Source organism: Thioalkalivibrio sp. ALE10, assembly GCF_000381385.1.
Taxonomy (GTDB): Bacteria; Pseudomonadota; Gammaproteobacteria; order Ectothiorhodospirales; family Ectothiorhodospiraceae; genus Thioalkalivibrio.
Window position 1 is genome coordinate 20,003 of the sequence record NZ_KB906460.1, and the last position, 20,503, is coordinate 40,505.

Annotated in this window: 13 protein-coding genes and 2 pseudogenes; 7 read left to right on the plus strand and 8 right to left on the minus strand. The window is 70.1% G+C overall.

Annotated elements, in window-relative coordinates:
- Positions 1 to 30: 30 nt before the first annotated feature.
- The 6 genes and pseudogenes from F788_RS0112735 to F788_RS0112760 form a co-directional block, all read right to left on the minus strand.
- A complete protein-coding gene (locus F788_RS0112735) occupies positions 31 to 1,920 on the minus strand; it encodes a DEAD/DEAH box helicase (RefSeq protein WP_019590411.1) in 1,890 nt (629 codons plus the stop codon).
- 118 nt (positions 1,921 to 2,038) lie between these two features.
- Positions 2,039 to 3,103 (minus strand): annotated as a pseudogene (locus F788_RS13470) (diguanylate cyclase domain-containing protein).
- A 158-nt stretch (positions 3,104 to 3,261) separates the two neighbouring features.
- Positions 3,262 to 5,787 carry a VWA domain-containing protein gene (locus tag F788_RS0112745; protein ID WP_019590414.1) on the minus strand — a complete coding sequence of 842 codons (2,526 nt, stop codon included), beginning with the start codon at positions 5,785 to 5,787 and terminating at the stop codon, positions 3,262 to 3,264.
- Positions 5,788 to 5,900: 113 nt separating this feature from the next.
- The gene (locus F788_RS0112750) at positions 5,901 to 7,001 is read right to left on the minus strand and encodes an acyltransferase family protein (RefSeq protein WP_019590415.1); all 1,101 of its coding nucleotides are present in this window, start codon (positions 6,999 to 7,001) and stop codon (positions 5,901 to 5,903) included.
- Positions 7,002 to 7,234: 233 nt separating this feature from the next.
- Entirely contained in the window at positions 7,235 to 7,807 is a 573-nt protein-coding gene (locus F788_RS0112755; RefSeq protein ID WP_019590416.1) for a hypothetical protein, read from the minus strand.
- A gap of 205 nt (positions 7,808 to 8,012) precedes the next feature.
- Entirely contained in the window at positions 8,013 to 10,658 is a 2,646-nt protein-coding gene (locus F788_RS0112760; RefSeq protein ID WP_019590417.1) for an AMP-binding protein, read from the minus strand.
- A gap of 127 nt (positions 10,659 to 10,785) precedes the next feature.
- Between F788_RS0112760 and F788_RS0112765 the strand changes: the two genes are divergently transcribed.
- The 6 genes and pseudogenes from F788_RS0112765 to F788_RS0112790 all read left to right on the plus strand — a co-directional run bounded on the left by F788_RS0112765 (position 10,786) and on the right by F788_RS0112790 (position 18,791).
- On the plus strand, positions 10,786 to 12,588 hold the full coding sequence (locus tag F788_RS0112765) for a glycoside hydrolase family 15 protein (RefSeq protein ID WP_019590418.1): 1,803 nt from the start codon (positions 10,786 to 10,788) through the stop codon (positions 12,586 to 12,588).
- A gap of 58 nt (positions 12,589 to 12,646) precedes the next feature.
- Positions 12,647 to 15,292 (plus strand): annotated as a pseudogene (gene treY, locus F788_RS13975) (malto-oligosyltrehalose synthase); the annotation flags it as partial.
- 9 nt (positions 15,293 to 15,301) lie between these two features.
- Positions 15,302 to 17,056, plus strand: coding sequence for a malto-oligosyltrehalose trehalohydrolase (gene treZ / locus F788_RS13980; protein WP_026332792.1), 1,755 nt, complete (start codon positions 15,302 to 15,304; stop codon positions 17,054 to 17,056).
- A 105-nt stretch (positions 17,057 to 17,161) separates the two neighbouring features.
- Positions 17,162 to 17,902, plus strand: a complete 741-nt coding sequence (locus F788_RS0112780; protein ID WP_019590420.1) for a bifunctional 2-polyprenyl-6-hydroxyphenol methylase/3-demethylubiquinol 3-O-methyltransferase UbiG — start codon at positions 17,162 to 17,164, stop codon at positions 17,900 to 17,902.
- Positions 17,903 to 17,994: 92 nt separating this feature from the next.
- A complete protein-coding gene (locus F788_RS0112785) occupies positions 17,995 to 18,201 on the plus strand; it encodes a hypothetical protein (RefSeq protein WP_019590421.1) in 207 nt (68 codons plus the stop codon).
- A 68-nt stretch (positions 18,202 to 18,269) separates the two neighbouring features.
- Entirely contained in the window at positions 18,270 to 18,791 is a 522-nt protein-coding gene (locus tag F788_RS0112790; RefSeq protein WP_019590422.1) for an MOSC domain-containing protein, read from the plus strand.
- A gap of 16 nt (positions 18,792 to 18,807) precedes the next feature.
- Here the strand turns inward: F788_RS0112790 and F788_RS0112795 are convergent, their stop codons facing one another.
- Positions 18,808 to 19,152 carry a hypothetical protein gene (locus tag F788_RS0112795; RefSeq protein ID WP_018937031.1) on the minus strand — a complete coding sequence of 115 codons (345 nt, stop codon included), beginning with the start codon at positions 19,150 to 19,152 and terminating at the stop codon, positions 18,808 to 18,810.
- Between the two features lie 77 nt (positions 19,153 to 19,229).
- Entirely contained in the window at positions 19,230 to 20,174 is a 945-nt protein-coding gene (locus F788_RS0112800) for an MDR family oxidoreductase (protein ID WP_051080624.1), read from the minus strand.
- 52 nt (positions 20,175 to 20,226) lie between these two features.
- Between F788_RS0112800 and F788_RS0112805 the strand changes: the two genes are divergently transcribed.
- Positions 20,227 to 20,503, plus strand: a 277-nt coding sequence (locus F788_RS0112805) for a transposase (RefSeq protein WP_019590424.1), incomplete at its 3' end; no start/stop codon positions are given.

Genomic DNA, 20,503 nt, shown 5'->3' on the forward strand with positions numbered 1-20,503 from the left:
CCATCCGCCATCCGGATGGGGCGGTCGCGGTCAGCCGTTGGCGGCCTTGCGGCGGATGCCCAGGGTTCCGGTACTGTTCTTGCTCTGGCCCTTGCCCGAAGCCCGTCCGGGGCCCTTGCCCGTCGCCTGATACGCGGGGCGCTTGCCGGTCGCCGGCTTGCCACCGGCGGGCTTGCGGGATGCGGGCTTCGACTTGCGCGCCGGAGCGTCGTGGCCCGGGCCCTGCGGCGCCGGGATCTCCAGCGTCAGCCCGAGGCGGCGGTTGGCGACATGGATGCCGCCCAGCTTGCGGATCGCGCCCTCGTCCAGGCTCTCCGGCAGGTCCACGTGCGAGTGCTCCTGCTGCAGCCCGATACGGCCGATGTCGCGGCCCTTGAGCCCGCCCTCGTTCGCCAGCGCGCCGACGATCGCGCCCGGCGCGACGCCGTGGGTGCGGCCCACCGGCATGTAGTAGCGCACCATGCCGGATTCGGGACCCGCGTCGCGATCGCCCTGACGGCCGCCTTCGCGGCGCTTGTTGGTACGCTCGCCACGATCCCGGCCGCCGGAGCGGTCGTCGCGACCGGCACGGGCCGCACCAGCCAGCGGGTCCGCACCGGCGATGGCGGAGGCATCCAGCGGGGACCCCTCGGTGGCCAGCGCCACCAGGGCACCGGCCAGATCCTGCGGCGAGGTCTCGCCATCGGCCAGCAGGCGCTCCACCAGGGCCGCGTGACGGCCCCCGGCGTCATCCGCCACGGCAGCCCGCACGCGTTCGGCGAAGCGATCCTCGCGCCGTGCGCGCACCGCCTCGCGGTCGGGCACCGCCTGTTCACGCACGGACTTGCCGGTCAGGCGCTCGATGTCTTTCAGCATGCGCCGCTTGCGCGGCTCCAGGAACAGGATCGCGCGACCCTTGCGCCCGGCGCGGCCGGTACGCCCGATCCGGTGCACGTAGACCTCGGCATCGCCCGGGGCATCGAAGTTGAACACGTGGCTGATGCGCGGGACGTCGATCCCGCGCGCGGCCACGTCGGTGGCCACGATCACGTCCAGACGACCGTCGCGCAGGTTGGCGACCACGCGCTCGCGCTCGCCCTGCTCCATGTCGCCGTTCAGCGCCGAGGCGGCCACGCCGGCGGCGCCCAGCCGGTCGGCGATCTCGACCGTCGCGGCCTTGGTGCGGGCAAAGACCACCGCCGCATCCAGATCCGGCTCGGTCTCCATCAGGCGGGTCAGGGCCTCGAGCTTGTTGCGCTGATCGACCAGGCAGTAGCTCTGGTCGATGTCGACGCCGGCCTCGTTGCCCGCACCCACGCGGATCTCTTCCGGTTCGCGCATGTGACGGTGCGCGATGCGCCGGATCGGCGCCGGCATGGTCGCGGAGAACAGCGTGGTCTGGCGCTCGGCCGGGGTCTGCTCCAGCAGCCACTCGATCTCCTCGACGAAGCCCATGCGCAGCATCTCGTCGGCCTCGTCCAGCACCACCATGCGCAGGCTGGACAGGTCGAGGCTCCCGCGGCGGACGTGGTCGGCCACGCGGCCGGGCGTACCGACCACCACCTGGGCCCCGTCGCGCAGGGCACGCAGCTGCTGACCCATCGGCTGGCCGCCGTAGACCGGCAGGATCTCGATGCCGTCCAGACCCGCCGCGAAACCGCTCAGGGCGTCGGCCACCTGACCGGCCAGCTCGCGGGTGGGGGCCAGCACCAGCGCCTGCGGCGCCTTCAGGGCCGCGTCCACGCCATCCACCAGCGGCAGGCCGAACGCGCCGGTCTTGCCGGTGCCGGTCTGGGCCTCGCCCAGCACGTCGCAACCACCCAGCAGGGCGGGGATGCAGGCGGCCTGGACCGCGGTGGGGGTGGCAAAGCCCAGATTCGACAGGGCACGGACCAGCGACTCGGACAGACCGAGCTGGTCAAAGGAGGGAGATTCGGACATCACACAGTACTCACACGGGCCGGAAACAGCGACGGCACTGGCGTGCCCCGGGCCCGGCGAAAAGGAATGACCACACGGTCAGCTGCGCACTATACACGAAACGCGAGAGCCGTGGGGGTCAGCCGCGCTCCACGCGATCGCGTCCGCCGGCCTTGGCGGCATACAGGGCCAGGTCCGCACGCGCCATCAGGGTTTCATGAGTATCCCCGGCACGAGCCTCCACCACGCCCAGACTGCCGGTCACGGAGACCCCGTCGGGATCGCGCAGGCCGTGGATCTCGCCACGGATGGTCTCCGCAAGATGCCAGGCGACGGTCAGATCCATCTCGTGCGCGATAATGACAAACTCCTCGCCGCCCCAGCGCCCGACGTGGCCCGCGCCCTCGACAGTCCGCGCCAGGATGCCGGACAGCGCCTTCAGGATCCGGTCTCCCTAGAGGTGACCGTGCACGTCGTTGATCCGCTTGAACCGATCCAGATCCAGCAGAATCACGGCCAGCGTCGAGGCCCCGCCACCCGTCTGCGCAAGGGCCCGTTGCAGGGTTTCATCGATGCTGCGACGGTTGGCCAGGCCGGTCAGCGAATCGGTGCGAGCGAGACGATCGATCCGTGCCAGCGCCTCGTGGAGCTCGGCCGTGCGCTCGTCCACCCTTCGCTCCAGCACCGCATTGCGGTCTTCCAGCTCCTTGGCCGGGTAGGCTTCATCGTCCCCGTGCTCCACACCGGGGAAGGACACGTGGATGTGCTCCAGGCGCCAGACGTCATCGTGCCGGCTCCACACCAGGCTGTGTCGCACTCCGTTGAAGCGCACGGCCTGACGCGCAATGGTCGTGTGCAGATCCAGCACACAGCTGGCGATCGCCACCCCTGGCGCCGGCTGCGACACATGCAGATCCCGCAGGGAGTATTGCACCGGATTCGGCGCCTGCTCGATGTCGTGCCGGTAGAGCTGCTCGGACGCCTCCCGGGTAAAGCAGACCTCGCCGGAACCGGTCCCGATGCCGTGCATGGAGGGGCTCAGCAGCTCACATGTAGCAACGAGGTCGCGCTCGCGGAAGTAGCGATCGAAATACCGCTCCACCGCCGCCCGGACTTCTGCTTCGGTTGATAAAGCCGTCATTGCCGATGATCCACCATGTACGAGGTGCTGCCCGGGGCGTCCTGCAGGCCTGAAACAGGCCATATTGTGCACCCGCCGGGGGCATACGGGCGAATCCTTCCGCCCGGTCCGCTCCCCGGTCCGAACATGGCACCGGCCTCGCCCGTCGCTGACCTGGTGTACGGCCTGCGCCGGGTCGACCAGGGGCGCCTGCCCCTGGTGAAAGCCTGAGCCCCCGGCTCCTATTCCACCTCCAGCGGGATGCTCTCGAGCACCTCGCCGCTGTCGGAAGCGCGGTAGCGGATCTCGTAGCTGCCCGCACTGGAAGGCGCGAACAGCTGCACCGGACTGCCCTGCGAGGCCCGTGCATCCTGCACCGCGCTGTCGTCCGGGTCCGCGCCGGCCTTGACGATCTCGATCAGATCCTCGAAGCGCCCCGGTCCGGTGAAGTCCACTTGCATCGTGCTCCGGGCGGCCACGGAATCTTCGGCCGAAAGGGTCACATCTGTACCGCCGACGGTAATCGGAATGGCCTCCAGGGTGCGGCCGGACTCGTGGATCACGTAGCGGATCTCGTACTCGCCCTCCTCGTCCGGCGCGGTCAGGGTCTCGGTGTCGCCGGAGACACGACTGCTGGCGCTGCGGCTGTCGCCGCTGTCACCTTCGGGCGCGTCCGGCTCCACGATGGCCACGAAGTCGTTGCGATTCTCCGGTCCCTCCCACCGCACTTCGAAATCGGCACCCGGCAGCACGATGTCCGGCGCTTCCAGCGACGCCTCGACCGGGGTCAGCGTCACCTCCTGCGAGGCCAGCACCCGGCGACTTTCGCGAAGCACATAGCGCACCTCGTGGGTGCCCAGCGCATCCGGGGCCTGGATGGTCACCGGCTCGCCGTCTTCCGAAACCCGGGTGTTGGCGCGGCGGGAATGCCCGGTTTCATCGTCCGGCGCCCCCGCCGCCACGATCGCGATGTAATCGTTCCGGTTGACCGGACCTTCCCATTCGACCTCGAACCGCGACCCGGCCGGAACCTCTTCGGGTGGCGAGACGGACGCCTCCACCGGGGTCAGCGTCACCTCCTGCGAGGCCAGCACCCGACGACTGTCGCGAAGCACATAGCGCACCTCGTAGGTGCCCAGCGCATCCGGTACCTGGATGGTCACCGGTTCGCCGTCCTCCGAAACCCGCGCGGTGGCCCGCCGGCCATGCCCGGTGTCGTCCTCCGGGGCCCCCGCCGCCACGATCGCAATGTAGTCGTTGCGGTTGACCGGGCCTTCCCATTCGACCTCGAACTGCGCCCCGGCCGGGACATCACCGGGTGCCGAGACGGACGCCTCCACCGGCTCCAGCTCGATGGTGCGAGTGGCCAGGACCGCCCCTGTTTCCCGATGCACGTAACGCAGCTCGTGGGGCCCGAGGGCATCCGGCATCTGCAGGGTTACCTCATCCTCGTCCCGCACGCGCTCGCTGGCCCGACGCGAATGGCCCGTATCATCCTCGGGCGCGCCCGGCTCCACCACGGCAATGAAGTCACGGTCCTCGCCGGGCCCGTCCCAGCCGACATCGACCATGGAACCGACGCCGGCGGTGTCCGGGGCATGGAGCTCGGCGTCCGGCAGTTCCTGTTCCAGCGTCACGACCACTTCCCGGTCTTCCGCGAGGGTCGCCGTCTCCCGCGCATCACCGCTCGTCGCGCCGCGTTCGGCAGTGATGCGGTATTCCCCGGGCTCCAGGTGGAGTTCCAGCGGATCGGCATCCTCGCTGCGGGCCTCGACCGCTTCCTCGGTCTCCACGTTCAGCGCGACCCAGTCGACCCCGCCCAAGGCTTCCCCGGTTTCGGCATCCTCGGCGCTCAGCTCCAGCGTGGCCTGCGTCTTCGCCATCATGATGTCGACCGGCTCGTCGGTCTGCGGGGTGACCTCGAACTCGGTCCCGCCGGCAAAAACTTCCGCTTCGGCCTCGACCGTGTAATGACCGGGCATCAGCTCCAGGTCGATGATGCCCCGCGACTCCCCGGAGAAGATCGACTCGCCCGCCTCGTCGGCCACCTCCCAGTCCACCCGGCGCAGGTGCTCTTCGGGATTGCGTTCGTCGAGCGCGCGCAGCTGCACACGCAGCGCCTCGGGTTCCGCTACCGCGATCTCGTCCAGGGCGGCACTGAGTTCCTCGCCGGATTGCGTGGTGAACAGCTGGCCACCGGTCTGCTCCGGCACACAGGAGAGGGTCTGAACCTCTTCCTCCTCGAGCGCAAAGCCGACCACATGGGCGCGCAGGTCGATGCCCTCCTCCGCCATCTCGGCGGCCAGCGCACAGGGATCGCCACCGCAGTTTTCCAGGCCATCGGTCACCAGGATGATATCCGCGGACTCGGCCGTGCGCGGGATCATCTCCCGGGCCCTGGCCATGGAGTCGGTCAGCGGCGTCATGCCCTGCGGATTGAGATCGTGGATCGTGCGCGCGATCTCGTCACCCTCGTGGGTACCCAGCGGCAGCACGGCCTCGATGTCGTCGCAGTCCCCTCGGCGGGTATGCCCGTAGGCCACCACACCGAAGGGAATGCCGGCGTCGCGACTGGCCGCGAACTCGTCGACCACCTCGCGCGCCACCTCGATGCGCGACTTGTCGTCTTCCATCCGCGCCCACATGGACCCCGAGGCATCGAACACCATGATGCTCACATGATCATCGGCCATCACCGGCGCCACCACGCCGAACGCACCGGCCAGCAAACCGCCGGCCACGGCCCGTCGCAAGAGTTTTCCGTACATTGTCCGCTCCTCTCAGTGCCATTGATTGGCCCGATGTTCCCCTTGAGAGGATCACGCAATGCACAAAAGAACGCCCCCTCCAAAAGGAGGGGGCGACACGGCTCAAAGCCCGTTCAGCGGGGCCGGTCCCGGCCCTGCCGCCCTGCGATCCACGGCAGAAACAGCAGGCTCTCCAGTGGACCGCGGTGGAACCGTGAACGCCACAGGACCGCGAAGGCGGCGAAGGCCACCATCGCCAGCAGGGTCACCGCGGTCGCGATCGCGGGGGAGTCCATCACGTGGTCGTCCAGGCCCGAACTCTCGAGTGTCTCCCGCAGCAGCCAGAGCACCAGGAGGTGGGTCACGTAGAAGGTCAGCGCCAGCTGCCCGGACGCGATCAGGGGCCAAAGCCAGCGGCGCGCCCGATCGGCGAGGAGCAGGCACAGCCCCAGCACCGCGCCGGCGGTCAGCACGGAGCCGGCCAGCCACAACAGCATCTGACTGTGGGGCTGCGTGACCAGCAACCGGTTCCAGCCCCAGTCGTCGGCATCCACTCCCAGTGCCCGCTGCAGCCCGGCGCTGGCCAGCAGCACCCCGGCCGTCCCCACCGCCCCGACCACGACCAGACGCCGGCGCACGGCGGTACTGCGCAGATCGAGCCGGCCCAGCCACATCCCGACCGCAAACGGAACGATCCAGGTCACCAGCGGATACGGGCCGGACAGCACCAGACGGTGCAGCATCTCGCCCGCGGCAAGCCCCGGCATCACGGGCGAACGGTCGAACACCTCGGGGCTGGTCAGCTGCCCGTGCAGAAAGATCGCCGGACCGAGGGCCAGCATCAATGCAGCGATGGCCAGCAGTCCGGGTGACGGCATGCGCAGCATGGCGATCGCCAGCACGAACAGTGCCGCGTAGGCCGGCAGGATCACGTAGATGGCGTCGGGCTCCAGGGCCTGCAGCCCCAGCCCGATCAGGAAGAGCAGCGCGGCCCGCCACAGCAACTGGGCCTCGGCCCCGCCACGTCGCGGACGCCGGGAGGCGGCCAGGAAAGATACGCCCACCCCGGCCAGCAGCATGAACAGCACCGACGCCCGACCCTGAGGCAACGCGTACAGCTGCCCGCCGAGCGTCTCCAGGCCCACCGGCCCGACATGCGCCGACAGCATGCCGGCCACGGCCAGCGCACGCGCCAGATCCAGGCCCTCCAGGCGCGATGCCGAGAGGGCGGTCATGCGGCCACCCTGCTCGCGCCAGCAACTTCGGCCCCGAGCTCGAAGTTCGGGGTTATGTGTCGAAACGCGACAGGTCGGCGCGACCCATGTGGCACATTGCCACACCCGCAGCACCCGGGCGTACGGCGCCCCCCGCGAGCCCGGATCCGGATTCGTTGTGTCCCCGTCCAGTCCATGCCGGAGGGACTAGCAAATCGCCGGCCACTCCGGGAACGGACAGGTCTCCGGGTCGATCAGGCCTGAATGTTGACGCTGGAGCCGGTGGTATCCGGGCCCGTGCTGGCCAGGCTGCCGTCCGCCATGAAGGTGGAGCCCATCTCTTCCTCGGCGCCCGGTTCGTCCTGCGCGGCGCCGTTATCCGGGTTGCCAGAGCCGGTGTCCGTCGAGGAATCGCCCGCCTGCATCTCCGAATCGACGGACAGTCCGGTATCGATCTCGCCCGCGGACTGCGTCGCTTCGGTGCCGCCAATTCCGGAGGTACTCCCGGTGTTGCCGGTGGAACCGGTCGGAGCCGCCGGGCTCTGGGTAGCGGCCGCCTGGGTGGCGTTCTGTGCGGGCTGGGCCTGCCCCATGGCCGGGCTGGCTGCGGCCTGAGCCGGCTGCGCCGCCTGCATGCCTCCCTGTGCGCCCGTTTGGGCCGGTTGGGCCTGCTGCGCCGCGGCCATGCCGGCGGCCTGCCCGGTCGCCTGGCCCGCCGGGTTCTGCCCGGCCGCGGCCGCGGGGCCCTGGTTCCCGGCGCCATTCGGTCCGTTCATGCCCGCCGTCTGGGCCATGGTGGCCGGATTGGGTCCGATACTGTTGATCATGGCGTGCTCCTGCTCGAAAGGTTTTCCCGCTCCAAATGAACGGAGCCGGGGCAACCTTGCCAAGCGAAACGCATGCCAGAATCTTCCCGAGCACGGCCGCGCCGCTCCATGGGGCGCCCCGGATCCTCACGCATCCCCGGATCGTTCCAGTGTCCCCGGAGCACCCTTGCCGATCATTTCCGGCATTCGGCATGCGGCAACCGGGTCATTTCTGCCCCAGTTCCTCCAGTGCCGCCTGGAGGTCGCGGACGATCGCCCGTTCATCCCCGCCGGCGGTCGTCGGATCCACCGGGTCCCCGATCACGATGCGCACCTTCCCGCCCGGCCGCGGGAGACGCTGCCCCGGGGCCATCACCTCGCGGGTGCCCTCGATCCACACGGGCACGACGGGGACGGGCTGCGCGGCCAGCACCAGCCCGATGCCGGGACGCAGGGGCTGCAGGCTTCCGTCCGGCGAGCGCTGGCCCTCGGGGAACCAGATCAGTCCGTGACCGCGCTGCAGACTGGCCGCCGCAAGGGCCAGGCTGCGACGCGGCGCGGCCCCCGGGTCCACCGGCAGGATCCGCGCCGTGCGGCTGAAGGCCCGCGACAGCGGGCCGGTGAACAGGTAACCCTGGAAACCGGCCCAGTACAGCGACTCGAGACGCTGCCGGTCCAGCGCCGGCAACAGCGCGAGCGCATCGACGAAGCTGAGATGGCGCGGGGCGATCACGTACGGTCCGTTCGCAGGGAACTGACCGTGCACCTCCACGCGCATCAGCAGCCGGGAGAGCAGACGCGCCCCGCCCAGCAGCAGCACCCCGGCGCCGCGGCGCAGTGCCCCCGGGGGTTCCAGCGCGGTTCGCTGGTCGGCCTCCAGCAGCGACTCCGGATCCGCGAGCTGTGCCTTCAGATCGGCCTGCCCCTCGCGGGCCACGCCCGCGGCGGCCGCCTCCTGCAGCAGATCGCGCACCGTTTCGACCCGTTCGATCGCCGAGTCGTCCAGATCGATCCCGGCGCGATCCTGCAGCGCCAGGGTCAGGTCGACCCAGCTCAGCGAATCGATGCCCAGTTCGTCGGCCAGCCCGGTGTCCGGGGTCAGACGCCGGTCGTGGAAACGCTCGGCGAGGTAGTTCCAGGTGCGCTCGGCGCCCGGGTCGGACAGCAGCTGCTGGTCCTCCGGGGCCATGGATTCCGGCGAGACCGGCTCCGGACGGGCCCGCGAGACCGCGTCCTCGCGCCCCAGCTCCTCGAACAGTTCTTCCAGCTTGTGCCGACGCAGCTTGCCCAGACGCGTGCGCGGCAGGGGATCGAGCGCGACGCGCACCGCTCCCGGGCGGTGATGGGTAGGCAGCGACTTCGCCGCTTCGTTGACGGCCTCGCGCGTGCGCCGTTCGAGCTCCTCGCCGGCGGCCTCACGCATCAGGCCCGCATCCGGCACCGCCACGACCGCCAGCCGGTCGTCATGCTCCAGCACGCCCGCCTCGCGGATCCCTTCGGCCGACTGCAGTGCACCCTCCACGCGTTCCGGATCGATGTTCTCGCCACCCGAGAGCACGATCATGGCCGATTCCCGACCGTGCAGATAAAGGAAGCCATCCGCATCGATCTCGCCGGTATCTCCGGTACGGTACCAGCCGTCCGCGTCCAGGACCTTCGCGGTCTTTTCCGGGAGATTGAGATAGCCGGCGAATACGTTCGGCCCGCGGGCCATCACCTCGCCGCGGCCATCGCCGGAGCCGCCGTCGTCGATGGCCAGCTCGACCCCCGGCAGCGCCACCCCCGCGGCGTCCAGACGCACCCGCTCCGGCGGGTTATAGGTGAGGATCGGCGAGGTCTCGCTGAGGCCGTAGCCGGTCGCCACCTCCCAGCCCAGTGCCTGCAGGTTACGACCCAGCGCGGGGTCGAGCGCCGCTCCCCCGGCCACCACCATGCGCAGGCGCGGCGCCAGGCGCTGGTGCAGGCTCCGGAACAGGCGACGACCCAGGCGCAGGCCGAAGCGCTGGCGCGCCTGTTTCGACAGCCCCAGCATCGCGCGGAACAGCAGCGCCGCTACCCGCCCCCGGCCGGCCACGCGATCCTGCAGCGCCTTCCACACGGCCTCGTAGAGCCGGGGCACGCCCAGCATCACGGTCGCCTCGCCATCGCGCAGGCCGCGCACGATCTGCGGCCCGACCAGCGAAAACGGCACGATGATGGAGGCCCCCAGGGTCAGCGGCACGAGGATGCCGACCGTGAACGGATACACGTGGTGGAACGGCAGCGGCACCAGCACTCGATCCTTATGGTCCGCGACCTCTTCGGCGCACAGGGCCTCCACGTTGCTTGCCAGGTTGCGGTGGGTCAGCGGCACGCCCTTGGGCGGACCGGTGGTGCCGGAGGTGTAGAACACCGCGGCCACATCCCCGGCCTGCGCGACCGACCCGGCGGGCTCGGCCTGCAGCAGGCTCGCCCAGGCATTCGGGGCATCCGTTGCGGCGTCGAACAGGCGGACCTGCCAGTCACCGGGGACATCCGCCAGCCGCTCTTCCAGCCCCGAGGTAGTGAAGACGAAGCGCGGAGCCGAGTCCGCAAGGACGTGGTACAGGTCCTCGGACGGCATCTGCGTATCCAGGGGCACCACGCTGCCGCCGGCGTTCATCACGCCCAGGGCCGCGACGATCCAGTCCGGGCTGTTGGGGGCCAGCAGCACCACGCGGTCCCCGCGTTCCAGGCCCGCCGCGCGCAGCCCGGCCGCCAGTCTCGCGGCCCTTTCGAGCAGTTCGGCCCGCTCGGTGGTCTCGTGGCCATCGCGGGTCATGGCCACCACCGCCTCGCGACCCGACTCGGGGGAACGCGAGGCGAGGAGTTCGTCGACGGTCTGAACGCTCATCCGCTGGCCTCCGGCGGGACGGCGCCCGCGCGACTTGGTGGGCAATGCGGTTTCCATCATACGCATTGACAGGATTCGTCACGAAACCCCAATCTTCTGGCTAACGACAAGACTGCAGGGGGTTCCGTTGAACGCCACCGAGCTGCCCCCGTACCCGCGCGATGGCTACCTCCCGATCGAGGACCACGGGCTGATCGGCGACGGCACCACCGCGGCCCTGGTGGGGCGCGACGGCTCCATCTCCTGGCTCTGCGTCCCGCGGTTCGATTCCGACGCCCTGTTCTGCGGCCTGCTGGACCATCGCAACGGCGGTTCCTTCACGGTGGCCCCGGAAAACCTGACCGCTGCCACGCAGCGCTACGAGCCGGACACCGGGGTGCTCGTAACGGACCTTTCGGGGCCGGAGGGACGCGTCCGCGTGACCGACGCGCTGACCTTCCGCGCCGGCGCCGACCTGTCCGAAGATGCCCCCGCCGGGCGCGGCGAACTCCTGCGGATGATCGAGGTGGTGGAGGGGCGCGTGCGCCTGCGGGTCCGGCTGGAACCGCGCGGTGACACCGAGTGCCGACCGCATGCCGCGGGCCTGCAGCTGCGCCTGCAGCGTCGCCCGGAGCTCGAGCCGCACCTGACCTCCTCGCTCCCGCTGGCCGGGCTGGACACCACCCACGAGCTGTCCGCGGGCGAACGCCACCACCTCGTCCTCAGCTGGGAATCCGCGGGGCACCGCTTCCATCCCCGCCCGCCGGAAGAACTCCTCACGGACACCATCGCGGTGTGGCGCGACTGGATGCGCTCGTTCCGCTACCAGGGTCCGCAGACGGCACTGGTCCGCCGCTCCGCGATCACCCTGAAGATGATGGATTACACCGCGACCGGTGCGATGATCGCCGCGCCCACCTCCTCCCTGCCGGAGGCGATCGGGGGACCCCGCAACTGGGATTACCGCTATGCCTGGATCCGCGACGCGGCGTTCTCGGTCTATGCGCTTGCCCAGATCGGCATGGGGCACGAGGCCGAGGGTTTTCTTGGCTGGGTACTCGATGCGGTGGACCGCGCCGGGCGGCCACGCGTGCTGTATGACGTGGACGGCCACGCTCCGCCACCGGAATGGCACGACCCCGGACTCGAGGGCTACCGCGGGTCTGCGCCGGTGCGGTGGGGCAATGCCGCCGCCGAGCAACGCCAGCATGACGTGTTCGGCGAGATCATGGACTGCGCCTGGCAATGGGTGCGTCGCGGCGGCGCACTCGAACCCGCGCTATGGGACCGGCTGCGGCGCCTCGTGGAAGCGGCGGCGAGGGAATGGCAGACGCCCGACCACGGGATCTGGGAGGTGCGTACGCCGGGGCGCCCGTTCACCTATTCCGCGGCGCTGTGCGCGGTGGCACTGGACCGGGGGGCGCGCATGGCGCGGTCCATGGGCATGGAGTCCGATGCCCGACGCTGGGAACTCGAGTGCGAGCGGATCCGCACGGCCATCCTCGAACAGGCCTGGGACCCGCAGCAGCAGACCCTGACCGAACACCTCGGCGGCGGCGGGATCGACGCCAGCCTGCTTGCCCTGCCCCTGCGGCGGGTCATTCCCGCCGACCATCCGCGCATGATCGCCACCACTCGCGCCGTAGTGCGTCGGTTGGGCGCCGGCGACGGACTGCTGTTCCGCTACCTTCCCGATGAATCCCCCGACGGACTGGCCGGCCACGAGGGCGCCTTCCTGCTGTGCAGCTTCTGGCTGGCCGACAACCTCCTGGGCCAGGGCGAACGGGACGCGGCGATGGAGCTCTTCGAATCGCTGTGCGCTCGAGCCAGCCCGCTGGGCCTGCTGCCGGAACAGATCGACCCGGCCAGCGGGGCGTTTCTCGGCAACTTCCCGCAGGCCTTCAGTCACGTCGGGCTGATCTCCACCGGGATCAACCTGGGCCGGACCTGATCCGCAACCGGGCCGGCCGGGCGTTCCGGTGGCGGCGCTTTCGTGCTATGAGAGAGGGGTGAGCGCTCGACCCGTCGCAACCTACCGTCTCCAGCTGCATCCGGGGTTCACCCTGGATGACGCAGCTGCGGTCGTGCCGTATCTGGCGGATCTGGGCATCAGCCATGTCTACCTCTCCCCGTTCCTGCAGGCGGTGTCCGGCAGCACCCATGGCTACGATGTCGTCGACCCGGGCCGCGTGAATGCCGAACTGGGCGGCGAGGCGGCGCGGCAGCGGCTGAACGTCGCTCTCGCCCGCGCCGGCATGGGACAGGTACTGGACATCGTCCCCAATCACATGGCGATCGCCGGCGACCAGAACCCCTGGTGGTGGGATGTCCTCGAAAACGGGCCCTCCAGCCGCCACGCCCCCTGGTTCGACGTCGACTGGGCAGCCGCGGAAGAGCGCTGGCCCGACAAGGTGTTGCTGCCGGTCCTGGGCGACCATTACGGCCGCATCCTCGAGGCGGGCGAACTGCAGCTGCGGTTCGCCGAAGGCCGGTTCACGCTGCACTATTACGAACACCGTTTCCCCGTCGACCCCTCCTCGCTGCATGACCTGCTCCAGCGGGTCTACCGGCGCAGCGGCCCGGAACTGCTCGGTTTTCTGGCCGAGTCCTGCGCACGCCTGCCACGCCCGCGGGTAACCGGCGGCGAGCCGGCCGAACGGCGCCGGCGCGACCAGGAGGTGATCCACCGGCTGCTGGACGAGACCTGCCGCGACAATGCCGGGACACGGGCCGCCGTGCAGGCCGAGGTCGATGCCATCAACGCCAGCCCCGATGCGCTGGACGCCCTGATCGGTGAACAGAACTACCGGCTTGCCTGGTGGCGTACCGCTGCGGAGGATCTGGGCTACCGCCGCTTCTTCGACATCAACGATCTGGCCGGGCTGCGCGTGGAGCGGCGCGAGGTCTTTGACGCGATCCACGAGCTGCCCCTGCGCTGGACGGCCGAAGGCACCGTGGACGGTCTGCGGGTAGACCACCCCGACGGGATGCGGGACCCCGAAGAATACTTCCGGCGCCTGCGCGAGGCCTGCCCGGAGGCCTGGATCGTGGCGGAGAAGATCCTGGAACCCGGCGAGCGCCTGCCAGCACACTGGCCGATCGCGGGGACCACGGGCTACGACTTTCTGAACCGGGTCCAGGGCCTGTTCGTGGACCCCGCCGGGGAGCCCCCGATGACCGCGCTGTACGAGAACTTTACCGGGGAGCCCGCGGATTTCGGCACCGTGGTGGTCGCGAGCAAGCGCCAGGTCCTGCGCGAGCTTCTCGGCAGCGAGCTCCATCGGCTGACCTCGCTGTTCGTGCTGATCTGCGAACGTCATCGCCGCCACCGCGATTACACCCGCGAGCAGCTGCATCACGTGCTGCTGGAGGTCGCCGCCCGCTTTCCCGTCTACCGCACCTACCTGAGGCGCGGCGACACGGTGGACGAGGCCGACGCCCGCTGCATCCGCAGCGCCATCGAACAGGCGCATGCCGAAGCCCCGGAGCTGGATGCTGAGCTCCTGGACTTCCTGCGCGCCCTGCTCTCGCTGGAGGTGGATGGGGAACAGGAGGCCGAGCTGGCCCTGCGCTTTCAGCAGCTCACCGGCCCGGCAATGGCCAAGGGCGTGGAGGACACCGCCTTTTACCGGTTTCATCGGCTGGTCGCGCTCAACGAGGTGGGCGGCGCGCCGGACCGGTTCGGGGTATCCCCCGCGGATTTCCATCGCGCCTGTCACGACGCCCTGGACCGGCACCCGGACGCCATGCTCGCCACATCCACCCACGACACCAAACGCAGCGAAGACGTGCGGGCCCGCCTGCTGCTGTTGTCGGAGATCCCGCAGGACTGGGGCCGCGCCGTGGCGGCATGGAGCGAACGCAACACCCCCCACCGCTCGAGCAGCGGCCCCGATGCCGCGACGGAGTATCTGATCTACCAGACCCTGGTGGGTGCCTGGCCGATCGATCCCGAACGCCTCTGCGCCTACCTGGAGAAGGCCGTCCGCGAGGCGAAACGCCACACGCGCTGGACCCGCCAGGATCCGGACTACGAACGGGCCGTGCTGGATTTCGCCCGCGGCCTGCTGGACGACCGGGCATTCGTCGAGGCGCTCGAGGCCTTCGTCCAGCCACTGGTGGCGCCCGGGCGGGTCAACAGCCTGGCGCAGACCCTGATCCGGTGCACGGCACCCGGGGTACCGGACACCTACCAGGGGACGGAGCTGTGGGACCTCAGTCTGGTGGACCCCGACAACCGGCGGCCGGTCGATTTTCGGCTACGCCGTGAGCAGCTGGCCCGACTGGACGTGCTGTCGCCCGCCGAGATCCTGGAGCGCGCCGATGAAGGCCTCCCGAAGCTGTGGCTGCTGCGCGAGGCGCTGGCCCTGCGCCGGCGCCGACCCGGGGCGTTCGGGGCCAACGGCGGCTATCAGCCAGTCGCCGCGCGGGGACCCCGGGCCGACCACGCCGTAGCCTTTTTCCGCGGCGACCAGGTGCTGACCCTGGTGCCCCGGCTGATACTCGGACTGGCCGACGACTGGCAGGACACCGTATTTCCCCTGCCACCGGGACACTGGCGGAACATCCTCACGGGGGAAGAGCTCGAAGGCGGCGACATCCCGCTCGCGGGTCTGCTGGCCGCGTTCCCGGTCGCCCTTCTGGAGCGGGTGGGGGGGGCCACAGTGACGCGGGTGACGGTCTGGGCCCCGCACGCCGGCCACGTCACGCTGGAATCCGCCGGCGAACGGTTCCCAATCGCGCGCCGCGAGGGCGGCTGGTGGGCGGTGGACGCGCCCGCCCTGACGCACGGCGTGGACTACGCCTTCCGGGTCGACGATCGCGGCCCCTTCCCGGACCCGCGTTCACCCTGGCAGCCACAGGGCGTCCACGGGCCGTCGCGCTGGCTGGAGCATTCCCGGTTCGACTGGAGCGATGCCGGATGGCGCGCCCCGCCGCTGGCCTCCGCGGTCATCATGGAGATCCACGTGGGGACCTTCACGCCGGCCGGCACCTTCGATGCGGTGATCGACCGTCTGGACCACCTCGTCCGGCTGGGCATCACCCACATCGAGCTGATGCCGGTGGCCGAGTTCCCCGGCGACCGCGGCTGGGGCTACGACGGGACCAGCCCGTTCGCCCCGCATCACGTCCTGGGCGGCCCGGACGGCCTGAAGCGCCTTGTGGACGCCTGCCACCGGCGCGGACTCGCCGTGCTCCTGGATGTCGTTTACAACCACCCGGGTCCGGACGGCAATTATCTCGGTCAGTTCGGTCCCTATTTCACCGACACCTACAGCACGCCCTGGGGCGATGCCGTCAACCTCGATGGCCCCGACAGCGACGAGGTGCGGCGCTTCTTCCTCGACAATGCCCTTATGTGGCTGCGCGACTATCACTTCGACGGCCTGCGCCTGGACGCGGTCCATGCCATCGTCGACACCTCCGCGACCCACCTGCTGGAGGCCCTCGCCGACGAGGTGCGGCACCTGGAGACGCAGACCGGCCGACCGCTGGCGCTGATCGCCGAAAGCGATGCGAACGATCCGCGCCTGATCCGGCCGGTCGAGGTCGGCGGCTACGGCCTGGATGCGCAGTGGAACGAGGATTTTCACCACGCCCTGCACGCCCTGCTGACCGGCGAATCGCAGGGCTATTTCGCGGATTTCGGCCGACTTGAGCACTTTGCCCGCGTGCTCGGCCGCGGCTTCGCCCTGGACGGCCGCTACTCCCGCTACCGCCGGCGGGCGCACGGCCGGCCGGCCAGTGACGTGCCGGGGCGACGTTTCGTCGGCTGCCTGCAGAACCACGACCAGATCGGCAACCGGGCCACCGGCGAACGCAGCAGCCATCTGCTGTCGCCGGGTCTGCTCAAAATCGGGGCCGCTCTGGTGCTGACCTCGCCGTTCGTCCCCCTGCTGTTCCAGGGCGAGGAATGGGCCGCGTCCACGCCGTTTCTGTACTTCACCGATCACCGCGACCCGGAACTGGGCGCGGCGGTGCGCGAGGGTCGCCGCGAGGAATTCGCCGGGTTCGGCCACGATCCCGCGCGCATCCCCGACCCGCAGGCCACCGAAACCTTCGAGCGCTCGCGGCTCGACTGGGACGAACCGCTGCAGGCACCCCATGCGGACCTCCTCGAGTGGCACCGTGCCCTGATCCGGCTGCGCCATTCCCGAGCCGCCCTCGCCGAGGACCGTCTCGACCGCATGCGCGTGGAATTCGACGAATCCCGCCGCTGGCTCCTGCTGCTGCGTCCGGATCTGGTGGTGGCCTGCAACCTCGCCGCCCGGCCGCAGACCCTTACCCTGCCACCGGAGGCCTCGCACCTGTCCCTGCACCTGCGTTCCGAGCCGGACATCCGCCTGGATCACACCGGGCTCCGGCTGCCCGCGGAAGCGGTCGCCGTGCTTGCCGGGCCGGACACGCCGCAGGACTGAGAACGTGACGCATTCCCCTTTTTGCCAGCGGCTCCCGGAAACACCACCTGCGTCCCCCGGCCCGGGCGACTACACTGGGCCCCACGCTCAACACCGGCCCTCCCCATGACGCACGATCCAGCCACCCCTCCGGCATCGGAGGTCAGCGACGTCAACCAGCGCTTCTACGACCAGCTATGGGCGGACAGCCGCCTGGTGCGCCCCGAACGCTTCAACACCTGGGACCTGGTTTCCGGCCTGGCCCGAAGCCACGACCGGCGACTCGAGGTCGGCCCCGGCATGCGCCCGCGCCTGCCCATCGAGAACACCCACTTCGTCGACATCAGCCCGCCGGCGCTGGATACCCTCGCCGCGGAGGGCGGCATCACCCATACCGCGCCGGTCTCCGAACTGCCGCACGCCGACCACAGCTTCGGTCTGGTGAGCGCCCTGGACATCATCGAGCACGTGGAGGACGACGAGGCCGCAATGGCGGAGATCAGCCGCGTGGCCGAACCCGGCGCACAGGTCCTGCTCTCCACCCCGCTCCACCCGGAATACTGGACGCCGTTCGACGACATCGTCGGCCATTATCGCCGCTATGAACCCGACCACCTCATGGACCTGCTCGACCGCCACGGGCTCGAGGTGGAACAAAGCGCGATCTTCGGCATGAAACCCCGCTCTTCGCGGCTGAACGACCTGGGCATGTGGTTCCTCGAGCGCCACCGGCCCGTGGCCATGAAGGTCTACAACCGCTTCCTCATGCCCCTGGGCCTGCGCCTGCAGAAACCGCTGAAACTCCATTCCGGCATGGTCGCCACCGACGGCGTCGAAGAAGTCTTCCTGGTCTGCCGGCAACGTTGATGAGACCCGCGCCCCAGCCGCGTACTTTTCAAGGCACGGGTGTTCCGGCCAGACTGTAGCCCTGTCCACCCCGCAAGGCCCCTCCCATGCGAATGCATCACTGCGCGCGCCCGCTGCTCCTCGTCGCCATCATCCTGCCGCTTGCCAGCGGCTGCGCGGCCGTCAGCGTGGCCAGCTCGGCCACCAGTGCCGCCGTCAGCGTCACCACCGGCACCGTCAAGGCCACCGGCAGCACCGCGGCCGCCCTGGGGCGCACCATCACCCCCAGCGGCGAGGAAGACGAGGACAAAGAAGAATAGCGCGCCGGCGCCGTCATCCTGCCGCCGGAGGCCGGAGGCATCCGCCGGTGTACGGGACACCCTGAACCATGCTCCCCCTCTTCCGCCGCCGCACCGCGACCGGCACGCTGGAGGCCATCTGGATCGCCGAACACGCCGGCGCGCCGATGACTGCATGCGAGCGCATCGAAGTCGACCCTGCGGGCCTGCAGGGGGATCGCTACCGGCACGGTCGCGGGCACTGGCACACGGTCGAGGCCTGTCGCGTCACCCTGATCGGCACCGAGGAACTCGAACGGGCCGGTCGCCGTGCGCGACGCCTGCGCCAGCCCGCCGAGCCTGCGCCCGGCGAACACCGTCGCAATCTGGTGGTATCCGGCCTGGGACGCAGTCCCCGCGAGGGCGAGCTGCGTATCGGCGAAACGCGCTTCGTGATCGAACGCCCCCGACCGCCCTGCGGCTGGCTCAACCAGGTCGTCGGCTACAACCTTGCGGCCGCCCTGCGCCACGACAGCGGCATCTGCCTGCGCCCGCTGGAGGCCGGCACCCTGTGGGTCGGCGATCCCGTCGAGTGGCGTGCAGTCGCGCGGGACGGTCCCGGAGGGCGATGAACCCGAGGGGCCGGACTCAGAGCGGCCGCCACGCCTCGTAGCCGCAGCTCATGCAGTGGTAGAGCGCCTCGTAGTGCCCTGCTCGCGTCGCGCTCTCGCGGATGGTGCCCTCCTGAAACGTGAACCCGCGCAGGGTGCAGCGGGGACATTTCTCGATCGGGTCGCGCGGGGGCCGCGGCTCCTCGGGCTTGCGCGCGGCCCCGGCGCCGTCCTGTTCCTCTGCGGCGTCGAGCGCCTGATTCAGCTCGCGGGTCAGTTCCGTCACGAGCTGCCGGGCCGCCGCGGGGTCATCGCGGGTCAGCGCCTCCAGGCGCGAGAGCTGGTCGCGGACGTTGCGCAGTCGGGCAGCAAGTTCGGTCATGCGGGTCTCCTCCTCGGTTTCCGCACGATACCCGGGTTCGAACCCGTTCCGCCATGGGGTAGCGGAATCAGCTGCGCTTAGTGGTCATCAGGATCCAGCCGCACCACCAGACGGCCACGGACCTGCCCCTCCAGGATGCGCTCGGCATGGGCGGGTACTTCGTCCAGCCCGATCTCGTGCGTAACCGCGTCGAGCTCGGTACCGGGCAGCGTCTCGCCGAGACGTTCCCAGGCAGACAGGCGCCTGTCTGCGGGGCACAACACCGAATCGATCCCCAGCAGGGAGATGCCGCGCAGGAGAAATGGCAGGACCGTGGTGTGCAGCTCTGCCCCGCCGGCAAGGCCGCAGGCCGCCACGGACCGGCCATAGGCCATGCCGGCGAGCACGTGGGCCAGCGAATCCCCGCCCACCGTGTCCACGCAGCCTGCCCAGCGCTCGCTCAACAGCGGCTTGGCCGGCGCGGTCGCCAGATCCTCGCGGGGCAGCACCTGCTGCGCCCCCAACTGGTGCAGATAGTCCACGTTCCCGCGCCGGCCGGTCACGGCAGCGACGGTGTACCCCAGCCGGGCCAGAAGCCGTACCGCCAGGCTGCCCACGCCACCCGAGGCGCCAGTGACCAGGACCTCCCCGGCCTCCGGGTGCAGCCCGTGATCCTCCAGGGCCTGCACCGCGAGCATTGCGGTGAGGCCGGCCGTGCCGGCGGCCATCGCCTGACGCGCGCTGTAGCCCGCGGGCCGCGGAATCAGCCAGTCGCCGTGCAGCCGCGCGCGCTGCGCGTATCCTCCCCAGTGGGTTTCGCCGACCCGGTGACCGGTCAGAATCACGGCATCGCCCGGCCGATGGCGCGGGTCGGAGGATTCCAGCACGGTGCCGGCCAGGTCGATGCCGGCCACGTGGGGATAGTGCCGGACCAGGCCGCCCCGGCCGTTCAGGATCATCCCGTCCTTGTAATTCAGACTGGAATACTCGACCTGCACGAGTACGTCGCCGGCCGGAAGATCCTCGTTCGTCAGTTCCCGGATGCCCTATCAGTCAACGTAGTTGTCGCCTCAACGCAACCAGCAGGTGACAACCATGAAGCACTACTCTGCCGAGCGTAAGGAAGCCGTCCTGCGCAAGCTGGCACCACCGATGAATCTCACTGTCCCCGAGGTGGCCGAGGCCGAGGGGATCTCCACGGCGACCTTGTACAATTGGCGCAAACAGGCCCGTGAGAGAGGACAGGTTTTGCCATCACGAGGATCGACCCCGGAGGGCTGGAGCAGCGAGGAGAAGTTCCGCGTCGTGCTCGAGACCGCGCCGATGACCGAGGCGGAGTTCAGCGCCTATTGCCGTGAGAAGGGGCTCTATC